At 33.8% G+C, this 25775-nt stretch carries 43 protein-coding genes; all 43 read left to right on the top strand.

The window, feature by feature from the left end; translation table 11 throughout:
* Window positions 1–136 precede the first annotated feature (136 nt).
* The 43 genes from rpsJ to HMPREF9943_RS02975 all read left to right on the top strand — a co-directional run bounded on the left by rpsJ (window position 137) and on the right by HMPREF9943_RS02975 (window position 25650).
* A complete protein-coding gene (gene rpsJ, locus HMPREF9943_RS02775; protein WP_004801783.1) occupies window positions 137–445 on the top strand; it encodes a 30S ribosomal protein S10 in 309 nt (102 codons plus the stop codon).
* A 20-nt stretch (window positions 446–465) separates the two neighbouring features.
* Window positions 466–1155, top strand: coding sequence for a 50S ribosomal protein L3 (rplC, locus tag HMPREF9943_RS02780; protein WP_004801785.1), 690 nt, complete (start codon window positions 466–468; stop codon window positions 1153–1155).
* A gap of 23 nt (window positions 1156–1178) precedes the next feature.
* Complete coding sequence (rplD, locus tag HMPREF9943_RS02785; protein WP_004801787.1) at window positions 1179–1802, top strand: 50S ribosomal protein L4; 624 nt, start codon at window positions 1179–1181, stop codon at window positions 1800–1802.
* Window positions 1802–2095 (top strand): 50S ribosomal protein L23, encoded by a 294-nt coding sequence (rplW, locus tag HMPREF9943_RS02790; protein WP_004801789.1) that lies wholly within the window; start codon window positions 1802–1804, stop codon window positions 2093–2095. Before rplD ends, rplW begins: the two co-directional genes overlap by 1 nt.
* Window positions 2096–2143: 48 nt before the next feature.
* The gene (gene rplB / locus HMPREF9943_RS02795; protein WP_004801798.1) at window positions 2144–2977 is read left to right on the top strand and encodes a 50S ribosomal protein L2; all 834 of its coding nucleotides are present in this window, start codon (window positions 2144–2146) and stop codon (window positions 2975–2977) included.
* A gap of 13 nt (window positions 2978–2990) precedes the next feature.
* On the top strand, window positions 2991–3263 hold the full coding sequence (gene rpsS / locus HMPREF9943_RS02800; RefSeq protein ID WP_004801800.1) for a 30S ribosomal protein S19: 273 nt from the start codon (window positions 2991–2993) through the stop codon (window positions 3261–3263).
* Between the two features lie 14 nt (window positions 3264–3277).
* Complete coding sequence (rplV, locus tag HMPREF9943_RS02805; protein ID WP_004801802.1) at window positions 3278–3610, top strand: 50S ribosomal protein L22; 333 nt, start codon at window positions 3278–3280, stop codon at window positions 3608–3610.
* Window positions 3611–3621: 11 nt separating this feature from the next.
* Window positions 3622–4275 carry a 30S ribosomal protein S3 gene (gene rpsC / locus HMPREF9943_RS02810; protein ID WP_004801804.1) on the top strand — a complete coding sequence of 218 codons (654 nt, stop codon included), beginning with the start codon at window positions 3622–3624 and terminating at the stop codon, window positions 4273–4275.
* A gap of 2 nt (window positions 4276–4277) precedes the next feature.
* Window positions 4278–4688 carry a 50S ribosomal protein L16 gene (gene rplP, locus HMPREF9943_RS02815; RefSeq protein ID WP_004801806.1) on the top strand — a complete coding sequence of 137 codons (411 nt, stop codon included), beginning with the start codon at window positions 4278–4280 and terminating at the stop codon, window positions 4686–4688.
* Between the two features lie 3 nt (window positions 4689–4691).
* A complete protein-coding gene (rpmC, locus tag HMPREF9943_RS02820) occupies window positions 4692–4886 on the top strand; it encodes a 50S ribosomal protein L29 (RefSeq protein WP_004801809.1) in 195 nt (64 codons plus the stop codon).
* Between the two features lie 11 nt (window positions 4887–4897).
* The gene (gene rpsQ / locus HMPREF9943_RS02825) at window positions 4898–5161 is read left to right on the top strand and encodes a 30S ribosomal protein S17 (RefSeq protein ID WP_004801811.1); all 264 of its coding nucleotides are present in this window, start codon (window positions 4898–4900) and stop codon (window positions 5159–5161) included.
* A 20-nt stretch (window positions 5162–5181) separates the two neighbouring features.
* A complete protein-coding gene (rplN, locus tag HMPREF9943_RS02830; protein WP_004801813.1) occupies window positions 5182–5550 on the top strand; it encodes a 50S ribosomal protein L14 in 369 nt (122 codons plus the stop codon).
* 13 nt (window positions 5551–5563) lie between these two features.
* Complete coding sequence (rplX, locus tag HMPREF9943_RS02835) at window positions 5564–5887, top strand: 50S ribosomal protein L24 (protein ID WP_004801815.1); 324 nt, start codon at window positions 5564–5566, stop codon at window positions 5885–5887.
* A 12-nt stretch (window positions 5888–5899) separates the two neighbouring features.
* Window positions 5900–6439: a 50S ribosomal protein L5 gene (gene rplE, locus HMPREF9943_RS02840; RefSeq protein WP_004801816.1), complete on the top strand. Its 540-nt coding sequence runs from the start codon at window positions 5900–5902 to the stop codon at window positions 6437–6439.
* Between the two features lie 16 nt (window positions 6440–6455).
* Window positions 6456–6641 (top strand): type Z 30S ribosomal protein S14, encoded by a 186-nt coding sequence (locus tag HMPREF9943_RS02845; RefSeq protein ID WP_004801817.1) that lies wholly within the window; start codon window positions 6456–6458, stop codon window positions 6639–6641.
* 23 nt (window positions 6642–6664) lie between these two features.
* Window positions 6665–7060, top strand: a complete 396-nt coding sequence (rpsH, locus tag HMPREF9943_RS02850) for a 30S ribosomal protein S8 (protein ID WP_004801819.1) — start codon at window positions 6665–6667, stop codon at window positions 7058–7060.
* 19 nt (window positions 7061–7079) lie between these two features.
* Window positions 7080–7625 carry a 50S ribosomal protein L6 gene (gene rplF / locus HMPREF9943_RS02855; RefSeq protein ID WP_004801821.1) on the top strand — a complete coding sequence of 182 codons (546 nt, stop codon included), beginning with the start codon at window positions 7080–7082 and terminating at the stop codon, window positions 7623–7625.
* A 30-nt stretch (window positions 7626–7655) separates the two neighbouring features.
* Entirely contained in the window at window positions 7656–8012 is a 357-nt protein-coding gene (gene rplR / locus HMPREF9943_RS02860) for a 50S ribosomal protein L18 (RefSeq protein ID WP_004801822.1), read from the top strand.
* Between the two features lie 12 nt (window positions 8013–8024).
* Complete coding sequence (gene rpsE, locus HMPREF9943_RS02865) at window positions 8025–8597, top strand: 30S ribosomal protein S5 (RefSeq protein WP_004801824.1); 573 nt, start codon at window positions 8025–8027, stop codon at window positions 8595–8597.
* A gap of 11 nt (window positions 8598–8608) precedes the next feature.
* A complete protein-coding gene (rpmD, locus tag HMPREF9943_RS02870) occupies window positions 8609–8794 on the top strand; it encodes a 50S ribosomal protein L30 (RefSeq protein ID WP_004801826.1) in 186 nt (61 codons plus the stop codon).
* Between the two features lie 2 nt (window positions 8795–8796).
* Window positions 8797–9237 carry a 50S ribosomal protein L15 gene (rplO, locus tag HMPREF9943_RS02875; protein WP_004801827.1) on the top strand — a complete coding sequence of 147 codons (441 nt, stop codon included), beginning with the start codon at window positions 8797–8799 and terminating at the stop codon, window positions 9235–9237.
* A 1-nt stretch (window position 9238) separates the two neighbouring features.
* Complete coding sequence (secY, locus tag HMPREF9943_RS02880; RefSeq protein ID WP_004801829.1) at window positions 9239–10540, top strand: preprotein translocase subunit SecY; 1302 nt, start codon at window positions 9239–9241, stop codon at window positions 10538–10540.
* A 23-nt stretch (window positions 10541–10563) separates the two neighbouring features.
* On the top strand, window positions 10564–11220 hold the full coding sequence (locus tag HMPREF9943_RS02885) for an adenylate kinase (protein ID WP_004801830.1): 657 nt from the start codon (window positions 10564–10566) through the stop codon (window positions 11218–11220).
* Complete coding sequence (gene map, locus HMPREF9943_RS02890; RefSeq protein WP_004801831.1) at window positions 11217–11990, top strand: type I methionyl aminopeptidase; 774 nt, start codon at window positions 11217–11219, stop codon at window positions 11988–11990. The genes HMPREF9943_RS02885 and map overlap by 4 nt, the downstream gene beginning before the upstream one ends.
* The gene (gene infA, locus HMPREF9943_RS02895; protein ID WP_004801832.1) at window positions 11974–12195 is read left to right on the top strand and encodes a translation initiation factor IF-1; all 222 of its coding nucleotides are present in this window, start codon (window positions 11974–11976) and stop codon (window positions 12193–12195) included. Before map ends, infA begins: the two co-directional genes overlap by 17 nt.
* Window positions 12196–12213: 18 nt before the next feature.
* Window positions 12214–12327 (top strand): 50S ribosomal protein L36, encoded by a 114-nt coding sequence (gene rpmJ / locus HMPREF9943_RS02900; RefSeq protein ID WP_004801833.1) that lies wholly within the window; start codon window positions 12214–12216, stop codon window positions 12325–12327.
* Window positions 12328–12345: 18 nt separating this feature from the next.
* Window positions 12346–12711 (top strand): 30S ribosomal protein S13, encoded by a 366-nt coding sequence (gene rpsM, locus HMPREF9943_RS02905; RefSeq protein ID WP_004801834.1) that lies wholly within the window; start codon window positions 12346–12348, stop codon window positions 12709–12711.
* A 15-nt stretch (window positions 12712–12726) separates the two neighbouring features.
* A complete protein-coding gene (gene rpsK / locus HMPREF9943_RS02910; protein ID WP_004801835.1) occupies window positions 12727–13110 on the top strand; it encodes a 30S ribosomal protein S11 in 384 nt (127 codons plus the stop codon).
* Window positions 13111–13161: 51 nt separating this feature from the next.
* Complete coding sequence (locus HMPREF9943_RS02915) at window positions 13162–14106, top strand: DNA-directed RNA polymerase subunit alpha (protein ID WP_004801836.1); 945 nt, start codon at window positions 13162–13164, stop codon at window positions 14104–14106.
* 25 nt (window positions 14107–14131) lie between these two features.
* Window positions 14132–14494: a 50S ribosomal protein L17 gene (gene rplQ / locus HMPREF9943_RS02920; RefSeq protein ID WP_004801842.1), complete on the top strand. Its 363-nt coding sequence runs from the start codon at window positions 14132–14134 to the stop codon at window positions 14492–14494.
* A 165-nt stretch (window positions 14495–14659) separates the two neighbouring features.
* Window positions 14660–15301 (top strand): YczE/YyaS/YitT family protein, encoded by a 642-nt coding sequence (locus HMPREF9943_RS02925; protein ID WP_004801844.1) that lies wholly within the window; start codon window positions 14660–14662, stop codon window positions 15299–15301.
* Window positions 15302–15364: 63 nt separating this feature from the next.
* A complete protein-coding gene (locus HMPREF9943_RS10045; protein WP_004801846.1) occupies window positions 15365–15529 on the top strand; it encodes a hypothetical protein in 165 nt (54 codons plus the stop codon).
* A gap of 336 nt (window positions 15530–15865) precedes the next feature.
* Window positions 15866–15991 (top strand): hypothetical protein, encoded by a 126-nt coding sequence (locus HMPREF9943_RS10350; RefSeq protein ID WP_274517947.1) that lies wholly within the window; start codon window positions 15866–15868, stop codon window positions 15989–15991.
* 176 nt (window positions 15992–16167) lie between these two features.
* On the top strand, window positions 16168–16995 hold the full coding sequence (locus HMPREF9943_RS02930; protein WP_004801848.1) for an energy-coupling factor transporter ATPase: 828 nt from the start codon (window positions 16168–16170) through the stop codon (window positions 16993–16995).
* Window positions 16971–17822: an energy-coupling factor transporter ATPase gene (locus HMPREF9943_RS02935; RefSeq protein WP_004801850.1), complete on the top strand. Its 852-nt coding sequence runs from the start codon at window positions 16971–16973 to the stop codon at window positions 17820–17822. The genes HMPREF9943_RS02930 and HMPREF9943_RS02935 overlap by 25 nt, the downstream gene beginning before the upstream one ends.
* The gene (locus HMPREF9943_RS02940; protein ID WP_004801852.1) at window positions 17815–18615 is read left to right on the top strand and encodes an energy-coupling factor transporter transmembrane component T family protein; all 801 of its coding nucleotides are present in this window, start codon (window positions 17815–17817) and stop codon (window positions 18613–18615) included. The genes HMPREF9943_RS02935 and HMPREF9943_RS02940 overlap by 8 nt, the downstream gene beginning before the upstream one ends.
* Complete coding sequence (gene truA, locus HMPREF9943_RS02945) at window positions 18612–19343, top strand: tRNA pseudouridine(38-40) synthase TruA (protein ID WP_004801854.1); 732 nt, start codon at window positions 18612–18614, stop codon at window positions 19341–19343. Before HMPREF9943_RS02940 ends, truA begins: the two co-directional genes overlap by 4 nt.
* Before the next feature lie 16 nt (window positions 19344–19359).
* On the top strand, window positions 19360–20367 hold the full coding sequence (locus HMPREF9943_RS02950; protein WP_004801856.1) for an asparaginase: 1008 nt from the start codon (window positions 19360–19362) through the stop codon (window positions 20365–20367).
* 202 nt (window positions 20368–20569) lie between these two features.
* Window positions 20570–21007, top strand: coding sequence for a 50S ribosomal protein L13 (gene rplM / locus HMPREF9943_RS02955; RefSeq protein ID WP_004801858.1), 438 nt, complete (start codon window positions 20570–20572; stop codon window positions 21005–21007).
* Between the two features lie 11 nt (window positions 21008–21018).
* Window positions 21019–21411, top strand: coding sequence for a 30S ribosomal protein S9 (gene rpsI, locus HMPREF9943_RS02960; RefSeq protein WP_004801861.1), 393 nt, complete (start codon window positions 21019–21021; stop codon window positions 21409–21411).
* Between the two features lie 622 nt (window positions 21412–22033).
* On the top strand, window positions 22034–22306 hold the full coding sequence (locus tag HMPREF9943_RS02965; protein WP_004801862.1) for a hypothetical protein: 273 nt from the start codon (window positions 22034–22036) through the stop codon (window positions 22304–22306).
* A 601-nt stretch (window positions 22307–22907) separates the two neighbouring features.
* The gene (locus HMPREF9943_RS02970) at window positions 22908–23399 is read left to right on the top strand and encodes a hypothetical protein (RefSeq protein ID WP_004801864.1); all 492 of its coding nucleotides are present in this window, start codon (window positions 22908–22910) and stop codon (window positions 23397–23399) included.
* 70 nt (window positions 23400–23469) lie between these two features.
* On the top strand, window positions 23470–25650 hold the full coding sequence (locus tag HMPREF9943_RS02975; protein WP_004801867.1) for a hypothetical protein: 2181 nt from the start codon (window positions 23470–23472) through the stop codon (window positions 25648–25650).
* Window positions 25651–25775 lie beyond the last annotated feature (125 nt).

The following is a 25775-nucleotide window of genomic DNA, read 5'->3' on the forward strand; positions in this document are numbered from 1 at the left end:
TATCATAGCTATGTTGTGAAAACACATAGATGTGCGAGGTTGCTGAAACGCTGATAGCCGTTGTCATGAACGGAAGGGTGCTTCAGGGAATTCACACGGAGTGTTGTCTAAACGAATAGACAAAGGAGGAAAAATCATGGCAAACAACAAGATTAGAATCAGATTAAAATCTTTTGATCATAAGATTTTAGATGATTCAGCAGCAAAGATTGTAGAGGCGGCAAAGAATAGCGGTGCTCAAGTCGTTGGACCGGTACCACTGCCAACTGAAAAAGAAATCTATACAATCTTAAGAGCAGTTCATAAGTATAAGGATTCTCGTGAACAGTTCGAAATTAGAACTCACAAGCGTCTTATTGACATTGTGAATCCAACACCGGAAACAGTTGATGTATTAACAAGACTGGCGTTGCCAAGTGGTGTGGATATTGAAATTAAATTATAAGAAAGGTAAAGGTGTAACTCATGAAAGGAATCTTAGGTCGTAAGATCGGTATGACTCAGGTTTTCAGCACTGAAGGTAAATTAATCCCGGTTACTGTTGTAGAAGCGACTCCAAATGTTGTTTTACAGAAGAAAACAGTGGATACTGATGGATATAATGCGGTTCAGGTCGGTTTTGAAGACAAGAGAGAAAAATTAGCCAACAAGCCGGAAATGGGCGTTGTTGCTAAAGCTAACACAGCTCCTAAGCGCTTCATCAGAGAATTTCGTTATGACGAAATGATGAGTTATGAAGTAGGCCAGGAGATCTCAGTTGACACTTTCACAGCAGGTGAAGTTGTAGATGTTACTGGTACAAGTAAAGGTAAAGGATACGCTGGTACAATTAAGCGTTATAATTACCACAGAACACCAATGTCTCATGGTGGAGGTCCTAACCATAGACATGCTGGTTCAATGGGGCCAATCGCTCCAAACAGAATTGCTCCGGGTAAGAAACTGCCAGGACATATGGGACATGCGACAAGAACTGTACAGAATTTGGAAGTCATTGCCGTTTATCCGGAAAAGAATGTAATCTTAATTTCCGGTTCTGTTCCGGGACCAAAGAAAGGCTTAGTTATTGTTAAGTCGGCAATTAAAGCCAATGGTAAAGTAAATGAAGCAGTCAGCTTAGTAAATAACACTGTTGAAGCTGAAGATGCTAAATAATGAAGCGAAAAGGAGGAAAAACAATGTTAAAAGTTGCATTATTTAACCAAAAAGGTGAAAAAATCAATGATCTTGATTTAAATGAACTTGTATTTGGTATTGAACCTAACAATCAGGCAATCTTTGATATGGTCTTACTGCAAAGAGCTTCATTAAGACAGGGAACTCATAAAGTCAAGAATAGATCTGCTGTTAGAGGTGGAGGAAGAAAGCCTTACAGACAGAAAGGTACTGGTAGAGCAAGACAGGGTACTATAAGAGCTCCACAGTTTGTTGGTGGAGGCGTTGTATTTGGTCCTACTCAAAGAAAGTATGGCTTTAAGTTAAATAGAAAGGTTGCTAGATTAGCATTAAAGTCAGCATTAAGTCAGAAAATCATTGATAAAGAATTTACTGCTCTTGATGCATTATCATTTGAAACAATTAAAACTAAAAATATGGTAGAAGTATTAAAGGCTTTTAATTCTCCCAGAAAAGTATTATTAGTTGTTGATGAATTTGATGAAAACGTATTATTATCTTGTAGAAATATTCCTAATCTTAAGCTTATTGAAGCAAATGGAATCAATGTATATGATATATTAGACTGCACTAATTTAATGATGACTGAAAAAGCTGTCAAAGCAGTAGAGGAGGCTCTAGCATAATGGCACACATTACTGATGTATTAAGAAAACCTGTTCTTACTGAAAAATCTATGAAGTTAATGCAGGAAGAAAATAAGTATACTTTCTTCGTAGATGTTAAATCTAACAAGACTGAAATCAAGCAGGCTGTTGAAGCGATGTTTGGTGTAAAGGTTGTTTCAGTAAATACAATGAACGTTAAACCTAAAATTAAAAGAGTTGGACGTCATGAAGGTAAAACTACTAGAAAGAAAAAAGCTATAGTTAGTTTAGCTGAAGGAAATGAAATTAACTTATTCGGTGAAGAAGAATAATAATTTCAGATTATCGGACTATTCCGGACAATTATAGGAGGAAGAAAAATGGCTATTAAAAAATATAAGCCTACGACTAATGGTCGTCGTAATATGACAGCTCTGACTAAAGATGAGCTTACTGCAACAAAGCCTGAAAAGTCATTAACTTCTGTATTCGTTAAAAAGGGCGGTCGTAACAATACCGGTCGTATTACAGTACGTCATCATGGCGGAGGACATAAACGCAAATACAGAATTATTGATTTTAAGAGAAACAAGGATAATATTCCGGGTAAAGTTGCTACTATTGAATATGATCCAAACAGATCAGCAAATATTGCATTAATTAACTATGTGGATGGTGAAAAGAGATATATTTTAGCTCCTAAGGGACTAAAAGTCGGATCAATGATCATCTCTGGAGAGAATGCTGATATTGTTACCGGTAATGCTTTACCTATGGGTAATATGCCGGAAGGTACATTAATCCACAATATTGAAATGCATCCGGGGAAAGGCGGGCAACTTGTTCGTTCTGCCGGTGTTTCAGCTCAGATCTTAGGTTATGAAAACAAATATGTTTTAGTAAGATTAAGTTCTGGGGAAGTAAGAAAACTTTTAAAAGTCTGCCGTGCTACAGTTGGTGAAGTTGGTAATGAAGACCATGCTTTAGTTAATTATGGTAAGGCAGGACGTATGAGATGGAAAGGTGTTAGACCTACTGTTCGTGGTTCTGTTATGAACCCTAACGATCACCCTCATGGTGGTGGTGAAGGTAGAACTTCAATCGGACGTAAGGCTCCATTAACTCCTTGGGGTAAAAAAGCTCTTGGGGTTAAGACTAGAAATTCTAAGAAAGCATCTAATAAATTAATCGTACGTCATCGTAATGGTAAATAGGAGGACTAAATAAATGTCAAGAAGTTTAAAAAAAGGGCCTTTTGTTGATGAATATCTGCTTAAGAAAGTAGATGCATTAGATAAGGCGGGTAAAAAAGAAGTTATTAAGACTTGGTCTAGACGTTCTACTATTTTCCCTCAGTTTATTGAGCATACTTTCGCAGTATATAATGGTAGAGAACATATTCCGGTTTTCGTTACTGAAGACATGGTTGGCCATAAATTAGGAGAATTTGCTCCTACAAGAACATTCAAAGGTCACAGCGGTGACGATAAGAAAGCCTAAGGAGGAGGGAAAACATGGAAGCAAGAGCAGAAGCTAAAAATATTCGTGTTGCCGCTCAGAAGGCTAGATTAGTTGTTGATTTAGTAAGAGGTAAAAGTGTTGATGAAGCACTTGTTATGTTACAGTTTGTCAACAAGAAGGCAACACCTGCTATTATTAAGGTGATTAAGTCTGCTGCTGCTAATGCCGTTCATAATGAAGGTGCAGAACAGAAAGACTTATATATTAAAAAGATTTATGTAGACGAAGGTCCTACTTTAAAGAGATTTCGTGCTAAGGCTAAAGGTCAGGGCACACAGATTTTAAAAAGAACTTGCCACATTACTTGTGTGGTTGAAGACAGATAGGAGGAGCAAAAATGGGTCAGAAAGTAAGTCCAATTGGATTACGAGTAGGCGTTAATCGTGACTGGAGCTCACGCTGGTACGCCGGTAAAAAAGATTACGCTGCTTTGCTTCATGAAGATATTAAAATCCGTAAGTTCTTAAATAAAAAACTTGCAAATGCATTTGTTGCAAAGATTGATATCGAAAGATCTAAAAAGAGAATCAATATCTTCGTACACACATCAAGACCTGGTGTTGTTATTGGGAAAAGCGGCGAAGCTATTGATGCTTTAAGAAAAGATGTAGTGAAATTAGTAAACGACAAGCAGGTTTACATTAATGTAGTTGAAATTAAAAATGCAGATACAAATGCAACATTAGTTGCTAGAAGAATTGCTGAACAGCTTGAAAATCGTGCTTCATTTAGAACAGTGCAGAAGAGAGCTATTCAATCAGCCATGAGAGCTGGTGCAAAAGGTATTAAGACAAAAGTTTCCGGAAGACTTGGCGGTGCTGATATTGCCAGATCTGAGGGCTATTCTGAAGGTGTGGTACCTTTACATACTTTAAGAGCTGATATCGATTATGCTCAAGAAGAAGCATTAACTACTTATGGTAAACTTGGTGTCAAAGTCTGGATTTGTAAGGGAGAAATTCTTCCTGATAAAAAGAAGGAGGCTGAATAACCATGTTAATGCCTAAGAGAACTAAATATAGAAGACCTCATAGAGTAAAATATGAAGGAAAAGCAAAAGGCGGCAGAACTGTTGCTTTTGGTGAATATGGTCTAGTTGCGCTGGAAGGTGCATGGATCACTTCACGTCAGATTGAGGCAAGCCGTGTTGCTATTAATAGACACTTAAACCGTATGGGTAAAGTCTGGATCAGAATTTTCCCACATTTAGCAAAGACTAAGAAGCCATTAGAAGTACGTATGGGTTCTGGTAAAGGTGCTCCTGAAGAATGGGTAGCAGTAGTTAAACAGGGACGAGTAATGTTTGAAGTTGCCGGTGTTCCTGAAGACACTGCAAGAGAAGCATTGAGACTGGCATCTCATAAGTTACCTATCAGATGTAAAATCATTAAGAGAGGTGAGTAACTCATGAAAGTACAAGATATTAGAGATATTGAAACTGTTGAACTTAACAAGAAAGTTGAAGAGTTCAAAAAAGAGTTATTTGGATTAAGATTTCAGCAAGCAACTGGAACATTAGAAAACACTGCTCGCATTAAAGAAGTCAGAAAATCAATCGCAAAGATTAAGACAGTTATTAGAGAAAGAGAATTAGATAAATAGGAGAGACAGTAATGGAAAGAAATAATCGTAAAGTTTATACCGGAACAGTTGTCTCTACAAAAATGGATAAAACGATAACTGTTCTTGTTGAAACTCATGTAAAACATAAATTATATGGAAAACGTATGAAATCATCTAAGAAGTTTAAAGCTCATGATGAAGAAAATGTAGCAAGAACTGGTGATACTGTTAAGATTATGGGAACTAGACCATTGTCTAAGACAAAACGTTTCCGTTTAGTAGAAGTTGTAAAGAAAGCAGAAGTTATTAAATAATTTCGAAAGGAGGCCATACAATGATCCAGAACGAAAGTAGATTAAAAGTGGCTGATAACTCTGGAGCTAAAGAAGTTCTTGTTATCAGAAACCTTGGTGGTTCAAATAGAAAATCTAGTAACATCGGTGATGTTGTAGTCGCTACAGTTAAACAGGCAATACCTGGTGGTAGCGTAAAAAAGGGTGAAGTTGTTAAAGCTGTAATTGTAAGATCTAGATACGGTTTAAATAGACCAAATGGCTCTTATATCAGATTTGATGACAATGCATGCGTAATTATTCGTGATGATAATTCACCACGAGGAACTCGTATCTTTGGCCCTGTTGCAAGAGAGTTAAGAGATGCTGATTTTATGAAAATCGTATCATTAGCTCCTGAAGTATTATAGGAGGAGACAGTAGATGAAATTACGTGTAGGTGATACAGTTATCGTCATCGCTGGTAGTGAAAAAGGAAAAACTGGGGAAATTCTTTCTATTGATCATAAGAAGGAAAGAGTTATTGTGGAAGGTGTTAATAAAGTTACTAAACATGTTAAGCCTTCTCAGTCAGATCCTGATGGTGGCATTGTTTCTAAGGAAGCGGCTATCCACGTTTCAAACGTAGCTTACTACGATGAAAAAGCAAAGAAAGCAGTTAAATTAGGATATAAGTTTGAAGATGGCAAAAAAGTCAGATTTAATAAATTAACTGGTAAAGTCCTAAAAGAAACTAAAAGAAAATAATAGGAGGCACATATGAATAGATTACATGAACGTTATAAAAACGAAATCAGTAAGAATCTGATGAAAGAATTCAATTACTCTTCAGTTATGCAGCTTCCTAAAATGGAAAAGATTGTTATTAATATTGGTGTTGGTGATGCTGTCAGCAATACTAAATTATTAGATGAAGCTGTTGAGGAGTTAACATTAATCTCTGGTCAGAAGCCGGTCATTACAAAGGCTAAAAAATCAATTGCCGGTTTTAAAGTAAGAGAAGGACAGTCAATTGGCTGTAAAGTGACTCTTCGTGGTGAGAGAATGTATGATTTCTTAGACAAACTTATAAGTATTTCATTACCACGTGTAAGAGACTTTAGAGGTGTATCTAAGGATTCATTTGATGGAAGAGGAAATTATACTTTAGGTGTTAAAGAACAGTTAATCTTCCCTGAAATTGATTTTGATAAGGTAGGTAAGATTAGAGGAATGGATATCGTATTCGTTACTACTGCTAATACTGATGAAGAAAGTAGAGCTTTATTAACTGAATTAGGTATGCCATTTGCTAAATAAGGAGGACACTTAACGAATGGCTAAAACATCAATGAAAATCAAACAGATTCGTCCTCAGAAGTACCAAGTTCGTGAATATACAAGATGCGAACGTTGTGGACGTCCACACTCTGTTATGAAAAAATTTAAGCTTTGCCGTATCTGCTTCAGAGAATTAGCCTATAAAGGCGAAATTCCTGGTGTTAAAAAGGCAAGCTGGTAAACAATGGAAGGAGGACTTGTAATATGGTAACAGATTCTATTGCAGATATGTTAACAAGAATCCGTAATGCTAATCAGGCACGTCATGAAACAGTAAGTATGCCTTACTCAAAAATGAAAAATGATTTAGCTGAGATTCTTAAAAATGAAGGGTTTATCTCTGATTGCAAAGTTGAAGGCGAAACAGCTGCTACAAAGGCTATTGTCATCACTTTGAAATATAAAGGTAATGATAGAGTAATTACAGGACTGAAACGAGTTTCAAAACCTGGGTTACGTCAATATGTTAAAGTAGATGAAATTCCTAGTGTTTTAAATGGATTAGGAATTGCAGTATTATCAACTTCTAAAGGTCTTATGACTGGTAAAGAAGCAAAGGCTAAGAATATCGGTGGAGAAATCTTAGCTTACATCTGGTAAATTATAAGGAGGTCATAGGATGTCTCGTATAGGTTTAATGAGCATTAACGTACCTGAAGGTGTTAGTGTCAATATTACTGATGATAACACTGTTACTGTTAAGGGACCAAAAGGTGAATTAGTAAGAACTTTTTCAAAGTTAATTAATATTAAGCAGGATGCTAATGTAATCAGTTGTGAAAGAGTGAATGATACTAAACCTGCTAAACAGTTACATGGTACAACAAGAGCATTAATTGCTAACATGGTTGAAGGTGTTCATAATGGTTTTGAAAAGAACCTTGAAATTGTTGGTATTGGGTATCGTGCTCAAATGAAAGGTAAAAAATTGGAATTACATGTTGGTTATTCTCATGTAGTTGAAATGGATATTGAAGAAGGCGTTACTGTTGAATGTCCTTCTATAACTCAAATTAAAGTTTCTGGTATTTCTAAGGAACGTGTAGGTCAGGTAGCTGCACAGATTAGAGCTATTAGAAAGCCTGAACCATATAAAGGTAAAGGTATTAAATATGTTGATGAGAGAATCATCAGAAAAGAAGGTAAAACTGCTGGTAAGAAGTAGTTTTAACAAATTGAGGAGGAAAATCGAGTCATGGCAAAAAAAGAATCTCGTAATGATGTACGTCTAAGACGTCACTTAAGAGTTCGTAAGAAAATTTCTGGAACTCCAGAATGTCCTCGTCTCAATGTTTTCCGTTCTAATGCTCATATTAATGCACAGGTTATTGATGATGTTAATGGTGTAACATTAGCAGCTGCATCAAGCGTAGATATGAAATTAGAAAATGGCGGAAATGTAGAGGCTGCTGCTAAAGTTGGTGCGGAAGTAGCAAAACGTGCATTAGCAAAGAACATTGAGAAAGTAGTATTTGATCGTGGTGGATATATCTATCATGGTAGAGTCAAGGCTTTAGCAGAAGCTGCTAGAGAAGCTGGCTTGAAATTCTAACAGGAGGTTAATATGGAACGCAATCCAAGACAAAATGGTCCTAAGAATGATAAGAGAAATGGACCTAGAAGAAATGGACGTAACAATAAAAGAAGACCAAGAGAAGTTAAGGAATTCGAAGAGCGTGTAGTTACTATCAATCGTGTTACTAAGGTAGTAAAGGGTGGTAGAAAAATGCGTTTTGCTGCTTTAGTTGTTATTGGCGATAAAAAGGGCAGAGTTGGCTTTGGTACAGGTAAAGCTAATGAAGTACCTGATGCAATTAGAAAAGCAAGTGAAGCGGCTAAAAAGAATTTAATTAATGTTTCTATGAAGAATGGTACAATTACTCATGAAGTAACAGGTATCTTTAAATCAGGTGAAGTATTCTTAAGACCTGCTGCTAAAGGTACCGGTATCATTGCTGGAGGTCCGGTTCGTGCTGTTGTTGAATTGGCTGGTTATACTGATATTTTATCTAAATGTATCGGTTCTAGAACACCAATTAACATGGTAAGAGCTACTATTGAAGGTCTTGCAAAAATGAAGACTGTTGAAGCTGTTGCTCAGTTAAGAGATAAGACAGTTGATGAAATTTATGGTTAAGGAGAACTGATATGGCAAATGTAAAAATTACGCTTACTAAGAGCCCTATTGGTGCTAAAAAAAACCAGAAGGCAACTCTTAAGGCTTTAGGCTTAACTAAGATGCATAAGACAGTGGAAAAAGAAGATAATGTATATGTACAGGGTCAGATCAACACTGTAAGACACCTTGTAACAGTTGAAAAGCAGGAGGTGTAAAAATGAAATTAAATGAATTAACTTACACTGAAGGAGCTCGTAAAAAGAGAAAGCGTGTAGGACGTGGAACAAGCTCTGGAAGCGGTAAAACTTCTGGACGTGGTCAGAAAGGTCAGGGAGCTAGAAGCGGTGGAGGTAAAAAGCCTGGATTTGAAGGTGGACAGACTCCATTATTTAGAAGACTGCCAAAACGTGGTTTCACAAATATAAATAGAAAAGAATATGCAATTGTTAATGTTGAAGCATTAAATAACTTTGAAGCAAATTCAGTTGTTGATACTGAATCATTAATAAATGCCGGCTTAGTTAAAAAAGAACTAGATGGTGTTAAGATTTTAGGTAATGGAGAACTAAAAGTTGCATTAACAGTAAAAGCTAAAAAATTCTCAGCAAGTGCTGTTAAAGCAATTGAAGCAGCTGGTGGGAAAACAGAGGTGATCTAAGATGCTAAGCTTTTTAAAGTCAGTCTTTAAAAAAGGGGAAATGCGTCGTAAGGTTGTCTTTACACTAGGCATGTTGTTTGTATTCCGTTTGGGAGCAGCGGTAACAATTCCATATATTAATGCAAAAGCTATTTCAGGCTCTGCATCAAATAGTGGGATTTTCGGTATAATGAATCTTCTTGGAGGAGGAACATTAGAAAGATTTTCTCTTTTCTCACTAGGAGTTTCACCTTATATTACTTCATCAATTATTATTGAACTGCTCTCTATGGATGTCATTCCTGCTTTGTCAAGATGGCAGAAAGAAGGACAGACAGGTAAGAAAAAGAAAGATACAGTTACTCGTTATCTCACTTTAGCATTAGCTGCTATCCAAGGGGGAAGCTTAATTTATGCTTTTGATAAGGGGTATAAAATACTAAACAGCACTGGAATCTGGACATACGTTTATGTTGTTGTGATTATGGCTGCCGGATCTATGTTTGCAATGTGGATTGGTGATCAGATTACAATTAAAGGTGTAGGAAATGGAACAAGTTTACTGATTTTTACAGGAATTGTATCAAATTTACCTACACAATTGATTTCAACTTATGGTACAATGGTTACATACAAGAGTACTTATGCTGCAATCACAAGTATTGCATGGTATATTTTATTCTTAATTGTCTATTTGGCAATTGTAGTATTCGTTGTATTTACTGAAAACTCGGTGCGTAAGATTTCCATCTTTTATGCCACAAGTAATACACAGACTGTGATGCATACTAAAGATACTACGAATCTTCCACTTAAAATAAATAGTTCATCTGTTATTCCTGTTATTTTTGCAGCGAGTGTTCTTGCTGCTCCAAGAACGATTATCAGTTTTATGAACAGTACAAAAACAACTCAGTTAATTGATAATATTTTAAATTATCAGAAACCTTGGGGCTTTATTCTGTATGTAATTATGATAATATTATTTACGTTCTTCTACAGTAACTTACAGATTGATACTAAGCGAATTGCTGATGATTTGAAAAAAAGCGGAGGTGTTATCCCGGGCGTTCGTACCGGTGATGATACGAAGAAGTACATTGGCACTATCCTTAATAGAATCACTGTTGCCGGATCATTATTCTTAGTTATGATTGCAGCAATACCGATTGTTGCTCCGGAAATCTGGACTGCAACAGGCAGCAATGCTCTCTCTTTAGGTGGTACCGGGTTGATTATCGTTTCCGGTGTAGCTCTTGAGACTGTACGTCAGATCAGAAGTATGCTCACTCGTCGTGAATATCATGGCTATATTAGAAAGTAATCAGAAATAGAGGAGAAAATCGTATGAATATTATCTTGATGGGTCCTCCTGGTGCTGGAAAAGGGACTCAAGCTAAAAAACTTGTTGAAGAATTTGGATTAACTCAGATTTCTACTGGGGATCTCTTTCGTAAGGCTCATGCTGAGCAGACGGATATAGGGATTATTGCGGACTATTTTACGAAGTTTGGTCGTTTGGTGCCTGATGATGTCACTAATGAGATGGTTACTGAATACTTTAAGAATAATCTTAAGGATATGAAAAATGGATTCATTTTAGATGGATATCCACGTACGATTGTTCAAGCTAGAGAGCTTGAATTTATGGCAGCTCATTTTGGTTTTAAAATTGATGCTGTTATCAATTTGGAGATTGATCCTGAAATACTGAAGGCTCGATTATCCGGAAGAAGAACTTGCAGACAATGTGGAACAACTTTCCATATTGTTTATAAACCGCCACGTATAGAAGGAGTCTGTGATGTGTGTGGCGGAGAATTGTATCAACGTGCTGATGAAAATGAAGAAGCAGTTAAGGCGCGCTTGGATACATATTTAAAGCAGACTAAACCTTTGATCGATTACTATCAAATGAAAAAGGAATTGACCAATATCAATGGTGCACAGACAATGGAAGATGTCTATAAGGACATCAAGAAATGTCTTGAGGGTAAGAAATGATTACCATTAAAAATGATAGAGAAATTGAAATGATGAGACATGCAGGGCATATTGTAGGACTTGTTCATAAGACAATGAGTGAAGTCCTACAGCCCGGCATGACTACTAAACAGGTAGCTGATATCTGTGAAAGAGTTATTCGGGAAAATGGAGCTATTCCATCATTTTTAAATCTTTATGGTTTTCCCGGAGCAGTATGTACTTCTGTAAATGATACTGTTATTCATGGGATTCCTGATGGTTATATCTTAAAAAATGGCGATATTATTTCAGTGGATGTTGGTGCTAACTGGAAAGGATATCATGGAGATAGTGCTTGGACTTATGCTATTGGAGATGTTTCTGACGATGCCGGACATCTTATGCAAGTCTGTGAAGAAGCTCTTTATGCCGGACTGTCTCAGGTTAAGCCTGGTAATCGATTATCTGATATATCTCATGCGATACAAACTTATTTAGAAAGTCATGGCTGTACTACACCAAGAGATTACACAGGACATGGAATTGGCACAGAAGTCCATGAAGATCCTTCTATTCCTAACTGGGGAATTCCCGGTCATGGACCAAGACTTAAGAAGGGAATGTGTATTGCAGTAGAGCCGATGGCTCATTTGGGTAGTGAAGAAGTCACTGTGTTAAGTGATGACTGGACAGTAAAGACTTTGGATCATTCATTAGCTGCTCATTATGAGCATACAGTTGCAATTACTGATGAGGGCTATGAGATCATGACAAAGGTACAAGGAGAGGCGTATGGCAAAGAAAGATGATGTAATTGAGGTTGAAGCAACTGTGGTTGAAACATTGCCAAATGCTCAATTTAGAGTTGCATTAGAAAATGGAGTAGAAATCCTGGCTCACGTTTCTGGTAAAATCCGAATGAATTACATTCGCATTTTACCGGGTGATAAAGTAACAGTAGAGATTTCTCCCTATGATTTAACACGTGGGCGAATCACATTTAGAAAGAAGTAATTAAAAGGAGGGTGCAGTATGAAAGTAAGAGCATCTGTAAAACCAATCTGTGATAAATGCAGAGTTATTAAACGTAAGGGTAGAGTTATGGTCATCTGTGAAAACCCTAAACACAAACAGAGACAAGGTTAATTATTAGGAGGAGACATAATGGCTCGTATTGCTGGTATTGATATCCCACGTGAAAAACGTGTGGTTATCTCATTAACATATATTTATGGTATTGGAAATACTACTGCTGAAAAATTATGTAAAGCAGCTGGTGTTTCACCTGATACTAGAGTTAAAGATTTAACTGAAGAAGAAGAAACAAAATTAAGACAAGAAGTAGAAAAAATTAAAGTTGAAGGTGATCTTCGTAGAGAGACACAATTAAACATTAAGAGATTAATGGAAATTGGCAGCTACAGAGGAATTCGTCATCGTAGAGGTCTTCCGGTACGTGGACAGAGAACAAAAACAAATGCTAGAACTCGTAAGGGGAAAGCACGTCCAATCGCTGGTAAGAAGAAGTAATAGGAGGTTAAACTAATGGCTAAAACAACTCGTAAAAGAAGAGTAAAGAAGAATATAGCAAAAGGTGTTGCTCACATCCATTCAACATTCAATAATACTATTGTAACTATTGCTGATGAACAGGGAAATGCAATCACTTGGTCTAGTGCTGGAGCTTTAGGTTTTAAAGGCTCTAGAAAATCAACTCCATATGCTGCTCAGATGGCTGCTGAAGCTGCTGCTAAAGCTGCAATGGATCATGGTATGAAATCTGTAGAAGTAGATGTAAAAGGTCCTGGACCTGGACGTGAAGCTGCTGTCAGAGCATTATCTGCTGCCGGATTAGAGGTTACTGCAATTACTGATGTAACTCCTATTCCACATAATGGCTGTCGTCCACCAAAACGTCCTCGTGGATAAAATCGATAATTATTTCATTAATTAAAAATATTCCGGAAGAGGAGGAGAACGATGCAAAAATTTGAAAAAGCAGAAATTACTGTTGATACGTATAGAGAAGAAGATAATTATGCTAAGTTTGTGATTGAACCTTTTGAAAGAGGATTTGGTACAACTTTAGGAAATTCATTAAGAAGAGTCTTATTATCTTCTATGCCCGGAGGAGCTGTCTATGCGATTAAGATGGATGGTGCTATCCATGAGTTTTCAGCAGTTGACGGAATTGTAGAAGATGTTACTAATATCATTTTACAAATTAAGAAGTTAGTCTTTGAATTGAATAGTGATGAAGATGTTACTATGACTCTTGATGTTGAAGGACCGGCAACCGTTACAGGTGCTGATATTCAATGTCCAAGTGAAGTAAAGATGATTTCTAATGATTTGGTTCTTTGTCATGTTGCAGAAGGCGGACACTTACACTTGGAAATGTATGCACGTAAGGATCGTGGTTATATGTCTGCTGATCAGAACAAAAAATATATTGATACAGTAGGTGTTATTGCAACAGATTCAATCTTCTCACCAGTCGTTAATGTTGCATATTCTGTTGAGCCTACAAGAGTAGGTCAATCTGCTAAATATGATGCATTAACTTTAGAAATAACAACGGACGGCTCTATTAAGCCTCATGAAGTCTTAGCCTTAGCTGCTAAGATTCTAGTTGAACATCTGAATTTATTTGTTGAGTTGACTGATGAAGCAATGACTATTGAGGTCATGAGTGAAGAAGAAGAAGATACTACAAATAAAGTCTTAGATATGACAATTGAAGAACTTGATCTTTCTGTTCGTTCATACAACTGTTTAAAAAGGGCCGGCATTCAGACGGTTCAGGAATTAGCATCTAAGACTGAAGATGATATGATCAAGGTGAGAAATCTTGGTAAAAAGTCTTTAAAAGAAGTGAAAGAGAAATTACTAGAATTAGGATTAGGTTTTAAGCCTATCGACTAATGATTAGATTTAAAAGGAGATCATAATGGCACATAACAGAAAATTAGGACGTGTAGCTTCACATAGAAAAGCTATGCTTCGTAACTTAGCAACTGATGTCATCATGTATGGCAGAATTGAAACTACTGCTACAAGAGCTAAAGAAGTTCGTAAAGTAGTTGATAAACTGATTACTTTAGGTAAACGTGGTGATTTACATGCAAGAAGACAAGCGGCAGCTATTTTACAGGATGTAGTAGATCCAAAAACTGGAGAAACTGCAGTTCAGAAGTTATTTAATGAAGTTGCAGCTAAGTATACAGATCGTAGAAGCGGTTATACAAAAGTTGTAAAAACTTATAATCGCAAAGGTGACAATGCTACTATGGCTGTCATTGCATTATTATAAAAAGCAGTGTTTCGTGTATCGACCTCCCAATGTTAGATTTCTTAGTCTAGCTTTTGGAGGTCACCTCATCGAACACTGCTTTTTAAAACTGATATATAAGCTTTTCATGATTAGAAAATAATAAGAGAAAATATGGGGATATAGTATGCTGATAGGGGTGATGTTATGAATATAAAAGTAAAAAGATTTGTATTGACTATTATACTTGTGGCTTTGCAGTCGGCTGTTGTAGCTTTAACACTGAAAGCAGCTATCGGTGTCGGTGCATGGGATGCTATGGGACAGAGTTTTTCATTACTTACAAATATAAGGATTGGTACGATCGGTATTATTATGAATGCTACCTGTGTATTTATTGAATTATGTATAATGAAGAAGGAATTCGGTATTAAAAATCTTCTTCAGCTGGTACCTGCTTTAGTATTCGGATATATTGAAAATTTCTTTTACTATGATGTTTTTACATTTGAGATTACCAGTTATTGGATATCTTTGATTGTGTTTACTGTCTCGGTAATGGCAGCTTCTTATATTGTAGGAGCTATTATGTTGCTAAATGAAATGACCTTTCCGTTGGAGGGTATGTGCTTAGTTATCAGTAATCATTTCCCGGTTCGCTTTCATATGATGAGACAGGCAATGGATATTGTCGCCTTAGCTGTTTCTATTATACTTACACTTTTATTTTCACAGCAATGGACAATCCGAGAAGGAACGATCATTGCAACAATATTGTATTCACAATTCTTACATATTGCGATCAAACAGGAAACAAAACTTTTCACTAAGTTACATTTGATTGAATAACCGGTATAAATAACTGGTTTTTTTTGTTAATATAACTATAATAAGAAAATGGAGTGTGTAGTTATGATTATTAATAAAATACAGAATACTCATTTTTCAGAGAATGAAACGGTGATTGTCAGATTATATATTAAAAAAGTTGAAAATATTAAATCTATGACAATAATGATATTACTGATGCAATTTATACCGGTGCTCCATTGCTTATTAGAATTTTTAAGAAATTAGGATATAAAGGATGAATTGGTTTTAAGAATTATTTTTTTGAAAAACTAAAATATATTTATCAGATACAGGAAGCTGATGCAACGATTCCTTTTATTGCAGAAGATGATTTTAAGATTATTCCTAATAATTAACGCTTCATACTCAGATCATTGAAGATACCGGACAATTATTAAAATATGATGATTTATATCAAACTTTTTGGTTACTCAGAAAGACGAAGTATATAGATTTATATGCTAAGATATTTGAACAGAAACCATTAAATCTTAATTATCAATAATCAGTGATTCTGATCATGTTACGATTATTATTTTTTATAGCGATGAAATTAAGAAAATGATTGATATCGTAAAGAGGATTAATGAAAAGAAAACTCTTATTATTGCGATTAATAGTATTTCTAAGTTAACGCTTGATAAAATGAGTCAGGATCATTATATATCTCCAATCGTGAAATACTAAATATAAAGATTGCTGATTTCGCTTCCGGGGAATCAGTCAGCTGTCTGTTAAATAGATTATATGCAGGTATATTTAGTTTTGACTATGAAAATAATCTTGATATAAAATTAAGGATAACCGGTAAAATTGATGATAACTATAGTGAGTATGAATGTATAGATGAGGAAGGATAAAAAATGTCAATGATAGAAGTTAAAGAGTTATGTTTTGAATATGAAGAAGGACTTCATACGATTAATCATATTTCTTTTCATATAGAGCAGGGCAGTTATACATCTATTCTTGGTCATAATGGATCAGGGAAATCAACTATTGCAAAACTGCTTATTGGATTATTAAAGCCACAGTCAGGATCAATTAAAGTATCGGATATCATGCTTTCTAGTGAAACTGTTTATGAAATTAGAAAAAAGACCGGCATTGTTTTTCAGAATCCTGATAATCAGTTTATTGGATCAACAGTAAGAGATGATATTGCTTTTGGATTAGAGAATCTTTGTATTGATCCGTTACAAATGGAAAATATTATTCAGGAGTATGCCGATAAGGTGAATATGACTGAATTTCTTGATTATGAACCAATTAAGCTTTCAGGAGGACAAAAACAAAGAGTGGCTATAGCCGGGATACTGGCTATGAATCCTGAACTTATCATTCTTGATGAATCTACGAGTATGCTTGATCCAAAAGGAAAAAGAGAAATAAACGAACTTGTTAGATTACTAAATAATGAAAAGAAAATGACAATCTTATCTATTACTCATGATATTGAAGAGGCTGCTCTTAGTGATCAGGTTATTTTATTATCTGAGGGTAAGATTATTAAAAATGGAAAGCCTGAAGAAGTATTAACGGATATTAAGGTATTACAGGATTTGAAATTGGATATTCCTTTTGCTTATAAGATATCTGATGCTCTCTATCATAAAGGATATCCCATTGTACCAACTATTAATAGAAATGAGCTGATGAAACAATTATGTCAATTACATTTAGAGAAGTAAATTATATATATGGAGCAGATACAAACCTGTTTTTTCATGCTTTAAAAGATATTAATCTTGATATAAAAGAAGGATCTTTTACAGCTTTGATAGGACATACAGGAAGTGGAAAGTCTACCTTAATACAGCATATTAATGCTTTATTATTACCCACAAGCGGTGAAGTTACAATTGATGATATTATCATCAATGCTCAAAAGAAGCCAAAGGAGTTAAAGCCATTAAGAAAAAAAGCCGGACTGGTTTTTCAGTTTCCTGAATACCAGCTATTTGAGGAAACAATAGAAAAAGATATACTTTTTGGTCCTAAAAATTTTGGCTTAGAAGAAGAAAAAGCAAAAGAATTAGTCAGAAAAGCAATCAAGCAAGCAGGATTAGATGAAAGTTATTTAGAAAGATCTCCTTTTGAATTATCAGGAGGACAAAAAAGAAGAGTTGCGATTGCCGGTATACTGGCTATGTCTCCTGATATTCTTATCTTAGATGAACCAACAGCCGGACTTGATCCTCAGGGGAGCTACGAGATGATGCAGCTTTTTAAAGATTATCAGAAACAAGGACACACAGTTATTATGGTGACCCATGATATGAATAATGTTCTGGAATATTGTGATCGGGCAATTGTAATGAATAAGGGTCATATTGAAAAGCATTGCTGTGTTGATGAACTATTCAAAGAAACAGAATATCTTGAATCTTTATCTATTGATCTTCCTTTAATGACTTCATATATAGAAGAATTAAATAATAAAGGCTTTCATATTGATCATACTATAAAAGAAATGAATGATCTTATAAAAGCAATAGGAGGTGAAATTTATGAATAATAGCGTATTTGGACAATACTACTTAGCTGATTCTATTATTCATAAATTAGATCCTCGATTAAAAATAACAGCTTTATTAATGATTTTAATTACTGTTTTCTTTGATGCCGGATTTATTGGCTATGGTATTATAGGAATATTTGCGATTATTCTGTTTCTTCTTTCTAAGCTTCCTATGAAAAGAATAATAAAAGCTATGAAGCCAATGATTTTTATGATGATCTTTTTGTTTATATTTAATGTGCTTCTACTAAGACAAGGAATATTATTGTATAAAATAGGTCCGTTTTCTATTTATAGTGGAGCATTGCATCAGTCAGCCTACATTGTGGTTAGATTAATCCTCATTATTATTTTTACAACAATCTTAACTTCTACTACTAAGCCATTGGATATGACACTAGGACTAGAAAGACTTCTATCTCCATTAAAAAAAATTGGCTTTCCTGTTTATGAGGTTTCTATGATGATATCAGTTGCTTTACGTTTTATACCTACTTTGATTGAAGAAACACAAAGAATTATGAAGGCACAGGCTTCCAGAGGTGCTGATTTTAATGAAGGTACTCTTAAAGAGAAAATAACAGCAATTATTTCTTTAATTATTCCTTTATTCATATCGGCTTTTCAAAGAGCAGATGATTTAGCCAATGCAATGGAATCAAGAAATTATCAGCCGGGAGCTATGCGTACTCGTTATCATCAGCTGAAATGGCGTTATTATGATAGTTTTGCTTCTCTTTCAGTCTTTTTACTGATGTTAATTATAATAACAATGAGTGTGATATTATGAGAATAAAATGTATAGTAAGCTATGATGGAAGTTTATTTTATGGATGGCAGAAGCAGCCCGGATTAAGAACTGTACAGCAGGAAATAGAAACCGCACTTACTAAGATTACTAAAGAAAATATTTCTATTCATTCATCAGGCAGAACAGATGCTAAGGTTCATGCTTCTCATCAGGTTTTTCATTTTGATACAGATTTTAATATAGCACAAAAACAATGGATTCAAGCTTTAAATCATTTTCTTCCGGAAGATATTTATATTAAGGATTCAGAGATTGTTTCTAATGATTTTCATTCAAGATATAGTGCTAAAAAGAAAGAATATCATTATTTATTATCTGTGAATCAATATAATCCATTACAGAGAAATTACATATATCAGTATCCTTATGGTTCTTTAGATTTAGAAGAAATGAGAAAAGTTGCACAGATTTTTATTGGAAAATATGATTTTGCATCTTTTTGTGTCTATGATCAGTATGGATTAACCACAAGAACTATTTATGATTTTAGAATAGAAGAAAATAATGGAATATTTACTTTTATCTTAATTGGTGACGGCTTTAGAAGATATATGGTTAGACATATTGTCGGTGGTGTTATACAGGTTGGAGCTCATCGTAAAAACATAGATTTTCTTAAAGAACTTCTTGATTCTAAAGGAAAAAAGAAATGTTTATTTAAAGCAGAGCCGCAAGGATTATATTTAGAGCATGTTTATTATAAATAAAGAGAGGGGATAGGATATGAGACATAAAAAAATTTTGATTATTAATACTGGCGGAACTCTTTCAGCAGTTATGAAAGAACAGGGTTTATCTCCGGACTTAAGTACTTTGGAAATGTCGCAGCAGCTTCATATGGTAGCAGGAGATATGGAACTTTCTTTAATGGATTTTAGAATGGTAGATAGTGCCAATATATTTCCCGAAGATTGGACTGATTTAGCCGGAGTGATAGCTGAGAAGAAAGATGATTATGATGGGATTGTTGTGATACATGGAACAGATACCTGTGCTTACAGCTCATCTATGCTCACATTTATGTTACAGAATATTGATATACCGGTAGTATTAACAGGAAGTCAACTATCTATTGCTGATCCTGTAGCTGATGCGTTAGAGAATATCAGATGTTCTATTTATATGGCAGCTAGCGGTTATCCGGGTATTTTTGTCGCTTTTAATAGAAAGGTTATGTTAGGATGTCGTGTATCAAAAGTAAGATCTCTTAGTTTTGATGCTTTTGAAAGTATTAATTATCCAGATGTAGCATCAATAAGTGCTTTAGGATTAAAAATTAATGAAAGTGCTATTCCTAAAAGAAAAGGCATCTTTCAATTAAAAACAGATTATTCTAATCAGGTAGCTATTATTAAGATGTTTCCGGGTATTCAGGAGAAAGAACTAGAAATGTTTTATCATGAAGGATATAAGGCCCTTTATATTGAAGGATATGGTTTAGGAGGAATTCCTTTTTTAAATCATGATTTTGTCAGCTGTGCAAAAAAACTTATCGATAAAGGCATGACTATTTTATTAGGAACTCAGTGTCGTTATGAAGGCAGTAATATGTCTATTTACGAAACTGGCAGGAAAGCTATAGAAGCAGGGATTATACAAGCTTATGATATGAGTGTAGAAGCAGCTATTACTAAATTGATGTGGGTTTTAGGGCAGACTGATGATCCTAAACGTATCAGAGAATATTTTTCTTTATCATTAAGTGGTGAAGTTACTATCTTAAATAAATAAAACATTTTTATTTTTATAAGATAAGCTTAATTATAATTGACAAAGATTAGGATATTGTTATAATGTATATGTTCTATTTTAGTGTGCTTTCACACATGAACTGTTTGTTAGGATATTTCTTCTATCTTATCAGGAAGATATAAGTATTCTGCTAACCTATTAAAAAAAGACCCCGGTAAGGTTTATTTTAAAGGAGATAAAAATGAGACAAACAACAATGGCTAAAGAGGCTACAATTGAAAGAAAATGGTATGTTGTTGATGCTGAAGGTATGACTTTAGGTCGTTTAGCATCACAGGTTGCTACAGTATTAAGAGGCAAGCATAAGCCTACTTACACTCCTCATGTAGATACAGGTGATTATGTGATTGTTCTTAATGCAAGCAAAGTAGTTATGACTGGTAGGAAGTTAGATAAACAGATGTATTACCATCATACAGGATTCTTAGGGGGATTAAAATCTAAGACTGCTCGTCAGTTTAGAGATAATGATCCGGTAGGTTTTGTAGAAGCTGCAGTTAAAGGTATGCTTCCACATAACACATTAGGACGTAAACAGGGAATGAAATTATTTGTTTATGCCGGTGGAGAACATCCGCATGCTGCACAGAAACCAGAAGAGTTAAAGATTAAAGGATAGGAGGGGACGACATGGCAAACGTACAATATAGAGGAACAGGACGTAGAAAATCATCAGTAGCACGTGTTATCTTAACACCAGGTACTGGAAATATTGTAATTAATGACAGAGATGCAAAAGATTACTTACCTTCAGACGTATTATTAATGATCGTCAACCAGCCTTTAGAATTAACTGGCACAAAAGATAAGTTTGATGTAAAAGTTAATGTTAATGGTGGAGGATATTCAGGACAGGCAGGAGCTATCAGACATGGTATCTCTAGAGCTTTATTAGTAGCTGGAAATGATTATAGACCGGCCTTAAAAGCTGCCGGATTCTTAACTCGTGATGCACGTATGAAAGAACGTAAGAAATACGGTCTTAAGAAAGCACGTAAAGCACCACAGTTCTCTAAACGTTAATTATATGTACATCATAAAAACTCTCTTAAAGGGAGTTTTTTTAATGTTTATTAAAATTTTTTAAGATTAAAGGAGCTGATTAAATACTGCTTGAAAGTATCACTATTAGAGTTTAATATTCCTCATATGTCTTAATTAAGCGAAGACTATTTACCTATAGTACTATCCGGCAATTTATTATCATTATATGTTTGGATAATTGTACTTGATTTTAGTTTATTTATAGTGAAATTTCTTTAAATATCAATATTTTACACTATCAACAGGTGAAGTAGATAAATATATAATTTTAAAAATCTGCTAAAGTTTTCTGATAAAGATGTAGGTATATTAAATGGTATAGCTTTTATTTTAAAAAATAATTTTTTAATTATCGAAAAAATCGGAATATCGTTATTTTAGTGAAATTAAAACAATTATATCTCATTAATGATTTGATTATTAAATTTCTTGTAAATAGGAGTAATTGGCTGATGTGACCTAAATGTGACTTGAATAATCTAAAATACATAGAAGAAGGGATTTTCATGATTTTAGTAGATTACTATTCTCTAGATAGGATTCTAATGACTGTATAAAATGGGAATATATAACTAAGGCTGCTTATACTATTTATAATAGTATGGAGACACCGGAAATCATTATCAATAATGATATTATAGAAATAAATAAGAGTGATGAAATATTAGAGTGTAAGAAAAATTCAACTCTAACAATCAAAGGACGGTTAATTTTTTTAAAAAAAATTATCTCTGTCACTTTCTTTACAAATACAAATATGATTAGCGTTAGTATTAATGATGATAAAGAAGAATATAGAAATATTGATTATCAGACATTAAATAAATTTTTATGTTTTTATATGGATGATATAGAAATATCATTTTATCAATAACTGTTTCAATTTACAGAGATGAATATCTGAGCAATATTTAAATAAATGCCTATTTCCGTATATTTTTTTCAGATATTCATCTCTATAAATAAATGAAATATACCAAGTGAAATATACCAATATGTTTCACTATTTTTATTATTAGTATATAATACCGGTATGGGAGAAGTGGATATGGAAAAAATTAATAATATCTCTTATTATTAGTGTTCTTATAAATTTGTAGAAGTTTATTTAAAAAGAGAAAATAAGAGAGATTTTAAGATTTTTAAAGCAGAAGGTAATAAGCTTATGATCTTAACGTTTTTTCTCCATTATTTAATATTAATGATATTAGGGAAATACACTTTTCAAAATTAAGAAGGTGAGAAAATTATATTAATATATGATCATAAAAGCAGAGCATTTTTATTTGATGGAAGCTATTACCCTAAGTATTTTATATAATTCATCAGAACTTATAGACAAGACAATTGATTTATTAATGAGTGAATTATGGGGATATTATTGAATATACTGTATATAGAAATAGAATTATTATGAATTTACACTGAATAAGGTTATAGTTATCTTGATTAAGGAGATTTTATAGGAGGGGTATATGAAACAGAGATATGTATTTCATGCTTCATCATCAGGTACTGAAGCAGTTATAGGGTTAGGAGCTCCTATTTGTTTCATGGGCTTAGTTTTATTAATGATGATAATATTTTACTTTATTTTTCCACAAATTAATATAACAGGGCAGCTTAATAGGAGCTTTAGATTAGAAATTGTTTTTATTATGCCTTCATTGATAATAACCTATTTCTTTTTAAAATATGTAATCAAAAAAATAGCTCATGAATATATTGTAGATATAAATGATTATCAGGTAACAGTTTATAAGGACACTAAAGCAATCTGTTTAGGAGAAATAAAAAAGATAAAAGTAAAAAGAGATTCTCAGTGTTATAGATTAAAAATATATGGCAGTAATCATAATTATGTCTTTATTATAAGACCTATCTCTAATCCTTTTGGAATGGGTACTGAAAGTGATTTTAACAGTATAGAAAAGCTTACTGATGATTTAAAAGAATATTGCTTGTAATCATTGTATTTTATCTGTTTCAGTGCTATAATCCTTAGTGTTTTATGATGTAAGGAAATGAGGCGGAATTATGAAACTAAAAAACAGAAAATTTAAAATGTTATCATTGTTTTGTGCATTCGCAATGATAATTGGTATTACAAACCCAATGAATGTACAGGCTGCTAATCCATTAAAAGTAGCTCAATATGTACATGAGGAGGGGAATACAGTAACTGATGATAAGAAGCTGGTTTCTACTTATCATGGAAAAGTTTATGCCAGTGTACCAATGACTGAGATTATGGGGCAATTTGAATCACAGATGAAAAGTGAAGCGGTCAGCGGGCATTTTCCATGGGATAAAGACACTGTAAGTACAAGTGCATATGTAGAGTATACAGTGAGTCTTCCCGAAAATGCTAAAGTAGGAACTATTAAAACAAGTTCAACGTCTTCGATGTTTCCTGCAAATACTATAAAGTATACTAATAAGTCTAATAAGATTACATTTAAGTTTAAATTACAGGATACAAACTGGCAGCAGATTTATGATTCTTATAATAAAGATAAGAATGATGCTAATAATCATACTGTTAATTTTTCTATACCTTATACAATAACTGTTAATAACCAGTCTGATGCTGATAAGCTGAAGAAGAGCAAGGTTACCGGTCAGGGAGAATTCTCTTTCTATCCCAGCAGAACATGGGGAAAATTTGGTATTGGATTACAGACATTTAAAACAGATGTTTATTCCGGTACTTATACTGATGATCTAAGCAGACCATTTAATGTTCTTGAAGGAGATATTCTTGTTAATGGCGATACTGAACATGATGCTGTTTATAAGACTAAGCAGGGTAAGAAATTGAAGTTTACAGGTGTATTGGATGTTTCTAAGATTAAAACTCAGTTAAAGAATATTGAAGATAATTATCCTAATACTGAAAAAGATAAGATTACTTTAAATGATACTAAGAGTACATTTGAAGCAGTATTTACTTTACCTAAAGATCTTTCATTTAGTGAAATGCTCACAAAAGATAATGTTTTATTTGAGGGTGGTAAAGATACATTTAAAGTGACTGATGTCAAAGTTAATGGTCAGAGTGTTACTGTTACTATGTCTTTAAAAGAAGGAATAACTGATTTTGTATCTTTAAAGAATGCTGTTAATGCCTGTGATGATGAATTAAAAGTAACAGTACCCGGTGTCTTAGTATCTAAGGATGCAAAGGATGGCAGTCGTATGACAGTTAAAGGAACGTTAACAGGATCTATGTCAGCAACCGCTAAAAGTAATGGAAATACTGTTCCATTTAAGTTTGAATGGGAAGCTAAGCAGTCAGCAAAAGGAAAAGATGCAGTGGCTGTTGATAATGATACTATTCAGGCAACTGTAGAGACTGCTCGAACTGTAAATGTTAGTAAAGAAGATGAATTAGATGGTGATATTACTATTGATGATGATACTGAACACACACAGGTGAAAACAGTAAAATCTACTGATACACTTGCTTATACAGGGGTTCTAGATGTAACAAAAGTAAAATCATTAATGAAACAGATAGAAAATCAATATAAAAATGGGCATAATGGATCAAGTATTTTTTTAGAAGATACACAATCTGTATTTAAGGCTTCCTTTACATTACCTGAAGGATTAACAGCTTCTAATATCAGTGTTGAAACTGTTAAATTAGCAGGAGCGGACTGTTTTAAAATTACTGATGTTAGTATAAACGGAAAATTAATTACAGTTACTATGACTTTACAGACAAAGAATATTAAGACTTATGAAGATTTAAGTAAAGCAATTCTTAATTGTGATGATAAGCTTAAAGTTACTATTCCTAATATTACTATTGATTCAAATGTTGAAAATAATACTTTATTAACTGTTAAGGGAACTTTAGAAGGCATGATGTCTTCACTTGCAGAATACAATTCTAATTATATTCACTTTAATTTTAAATGGAATGCTGTTCAAAGTGCTGAAGGTAAAGATTTTACTCAGGCAGCTAGTGACAATAAAACAATAGCTTATACTATTAAGGTTAATAAAATTAATCTGGTACAGCCTCCTGTCATTAAACCTTCACAGCCTAAAGATAATGGAAAAGTTAATCCAAAGATTACAAAAACAGGAAAGAAAACTAATAAACCTAAAACTGGAGATCAGCAATCCTTATTAAAATATTCTTTATTAGTATTAGGATCAGTTATTGTGATTTTGATAGCTTTAAGATATAAAAAGCTGCATCAATAAAATAGATATCCTTTATTAGATGAATTCTAATAGGGGATATCTTTATTAGAATTATAAATGATTTTCATTATTTGGTTTGAATTCAAAAGAAGTTTATGATAAATTATAAATGTAGGTAGATATAT

Origin of the sequence: Eggerthia catenaformis OT 569 = DSM 20559 (genome assembly GCF_000340375.1) — a bacterium.
In the GTDB taxonomy this organism is placed as follows: domain Bacteria; phylum Bacillota_I; class Bacilli_A; order Erysipelotrichales; family Coprobacillaceae; genus Eggerthia; species Eggerthia catenaformis.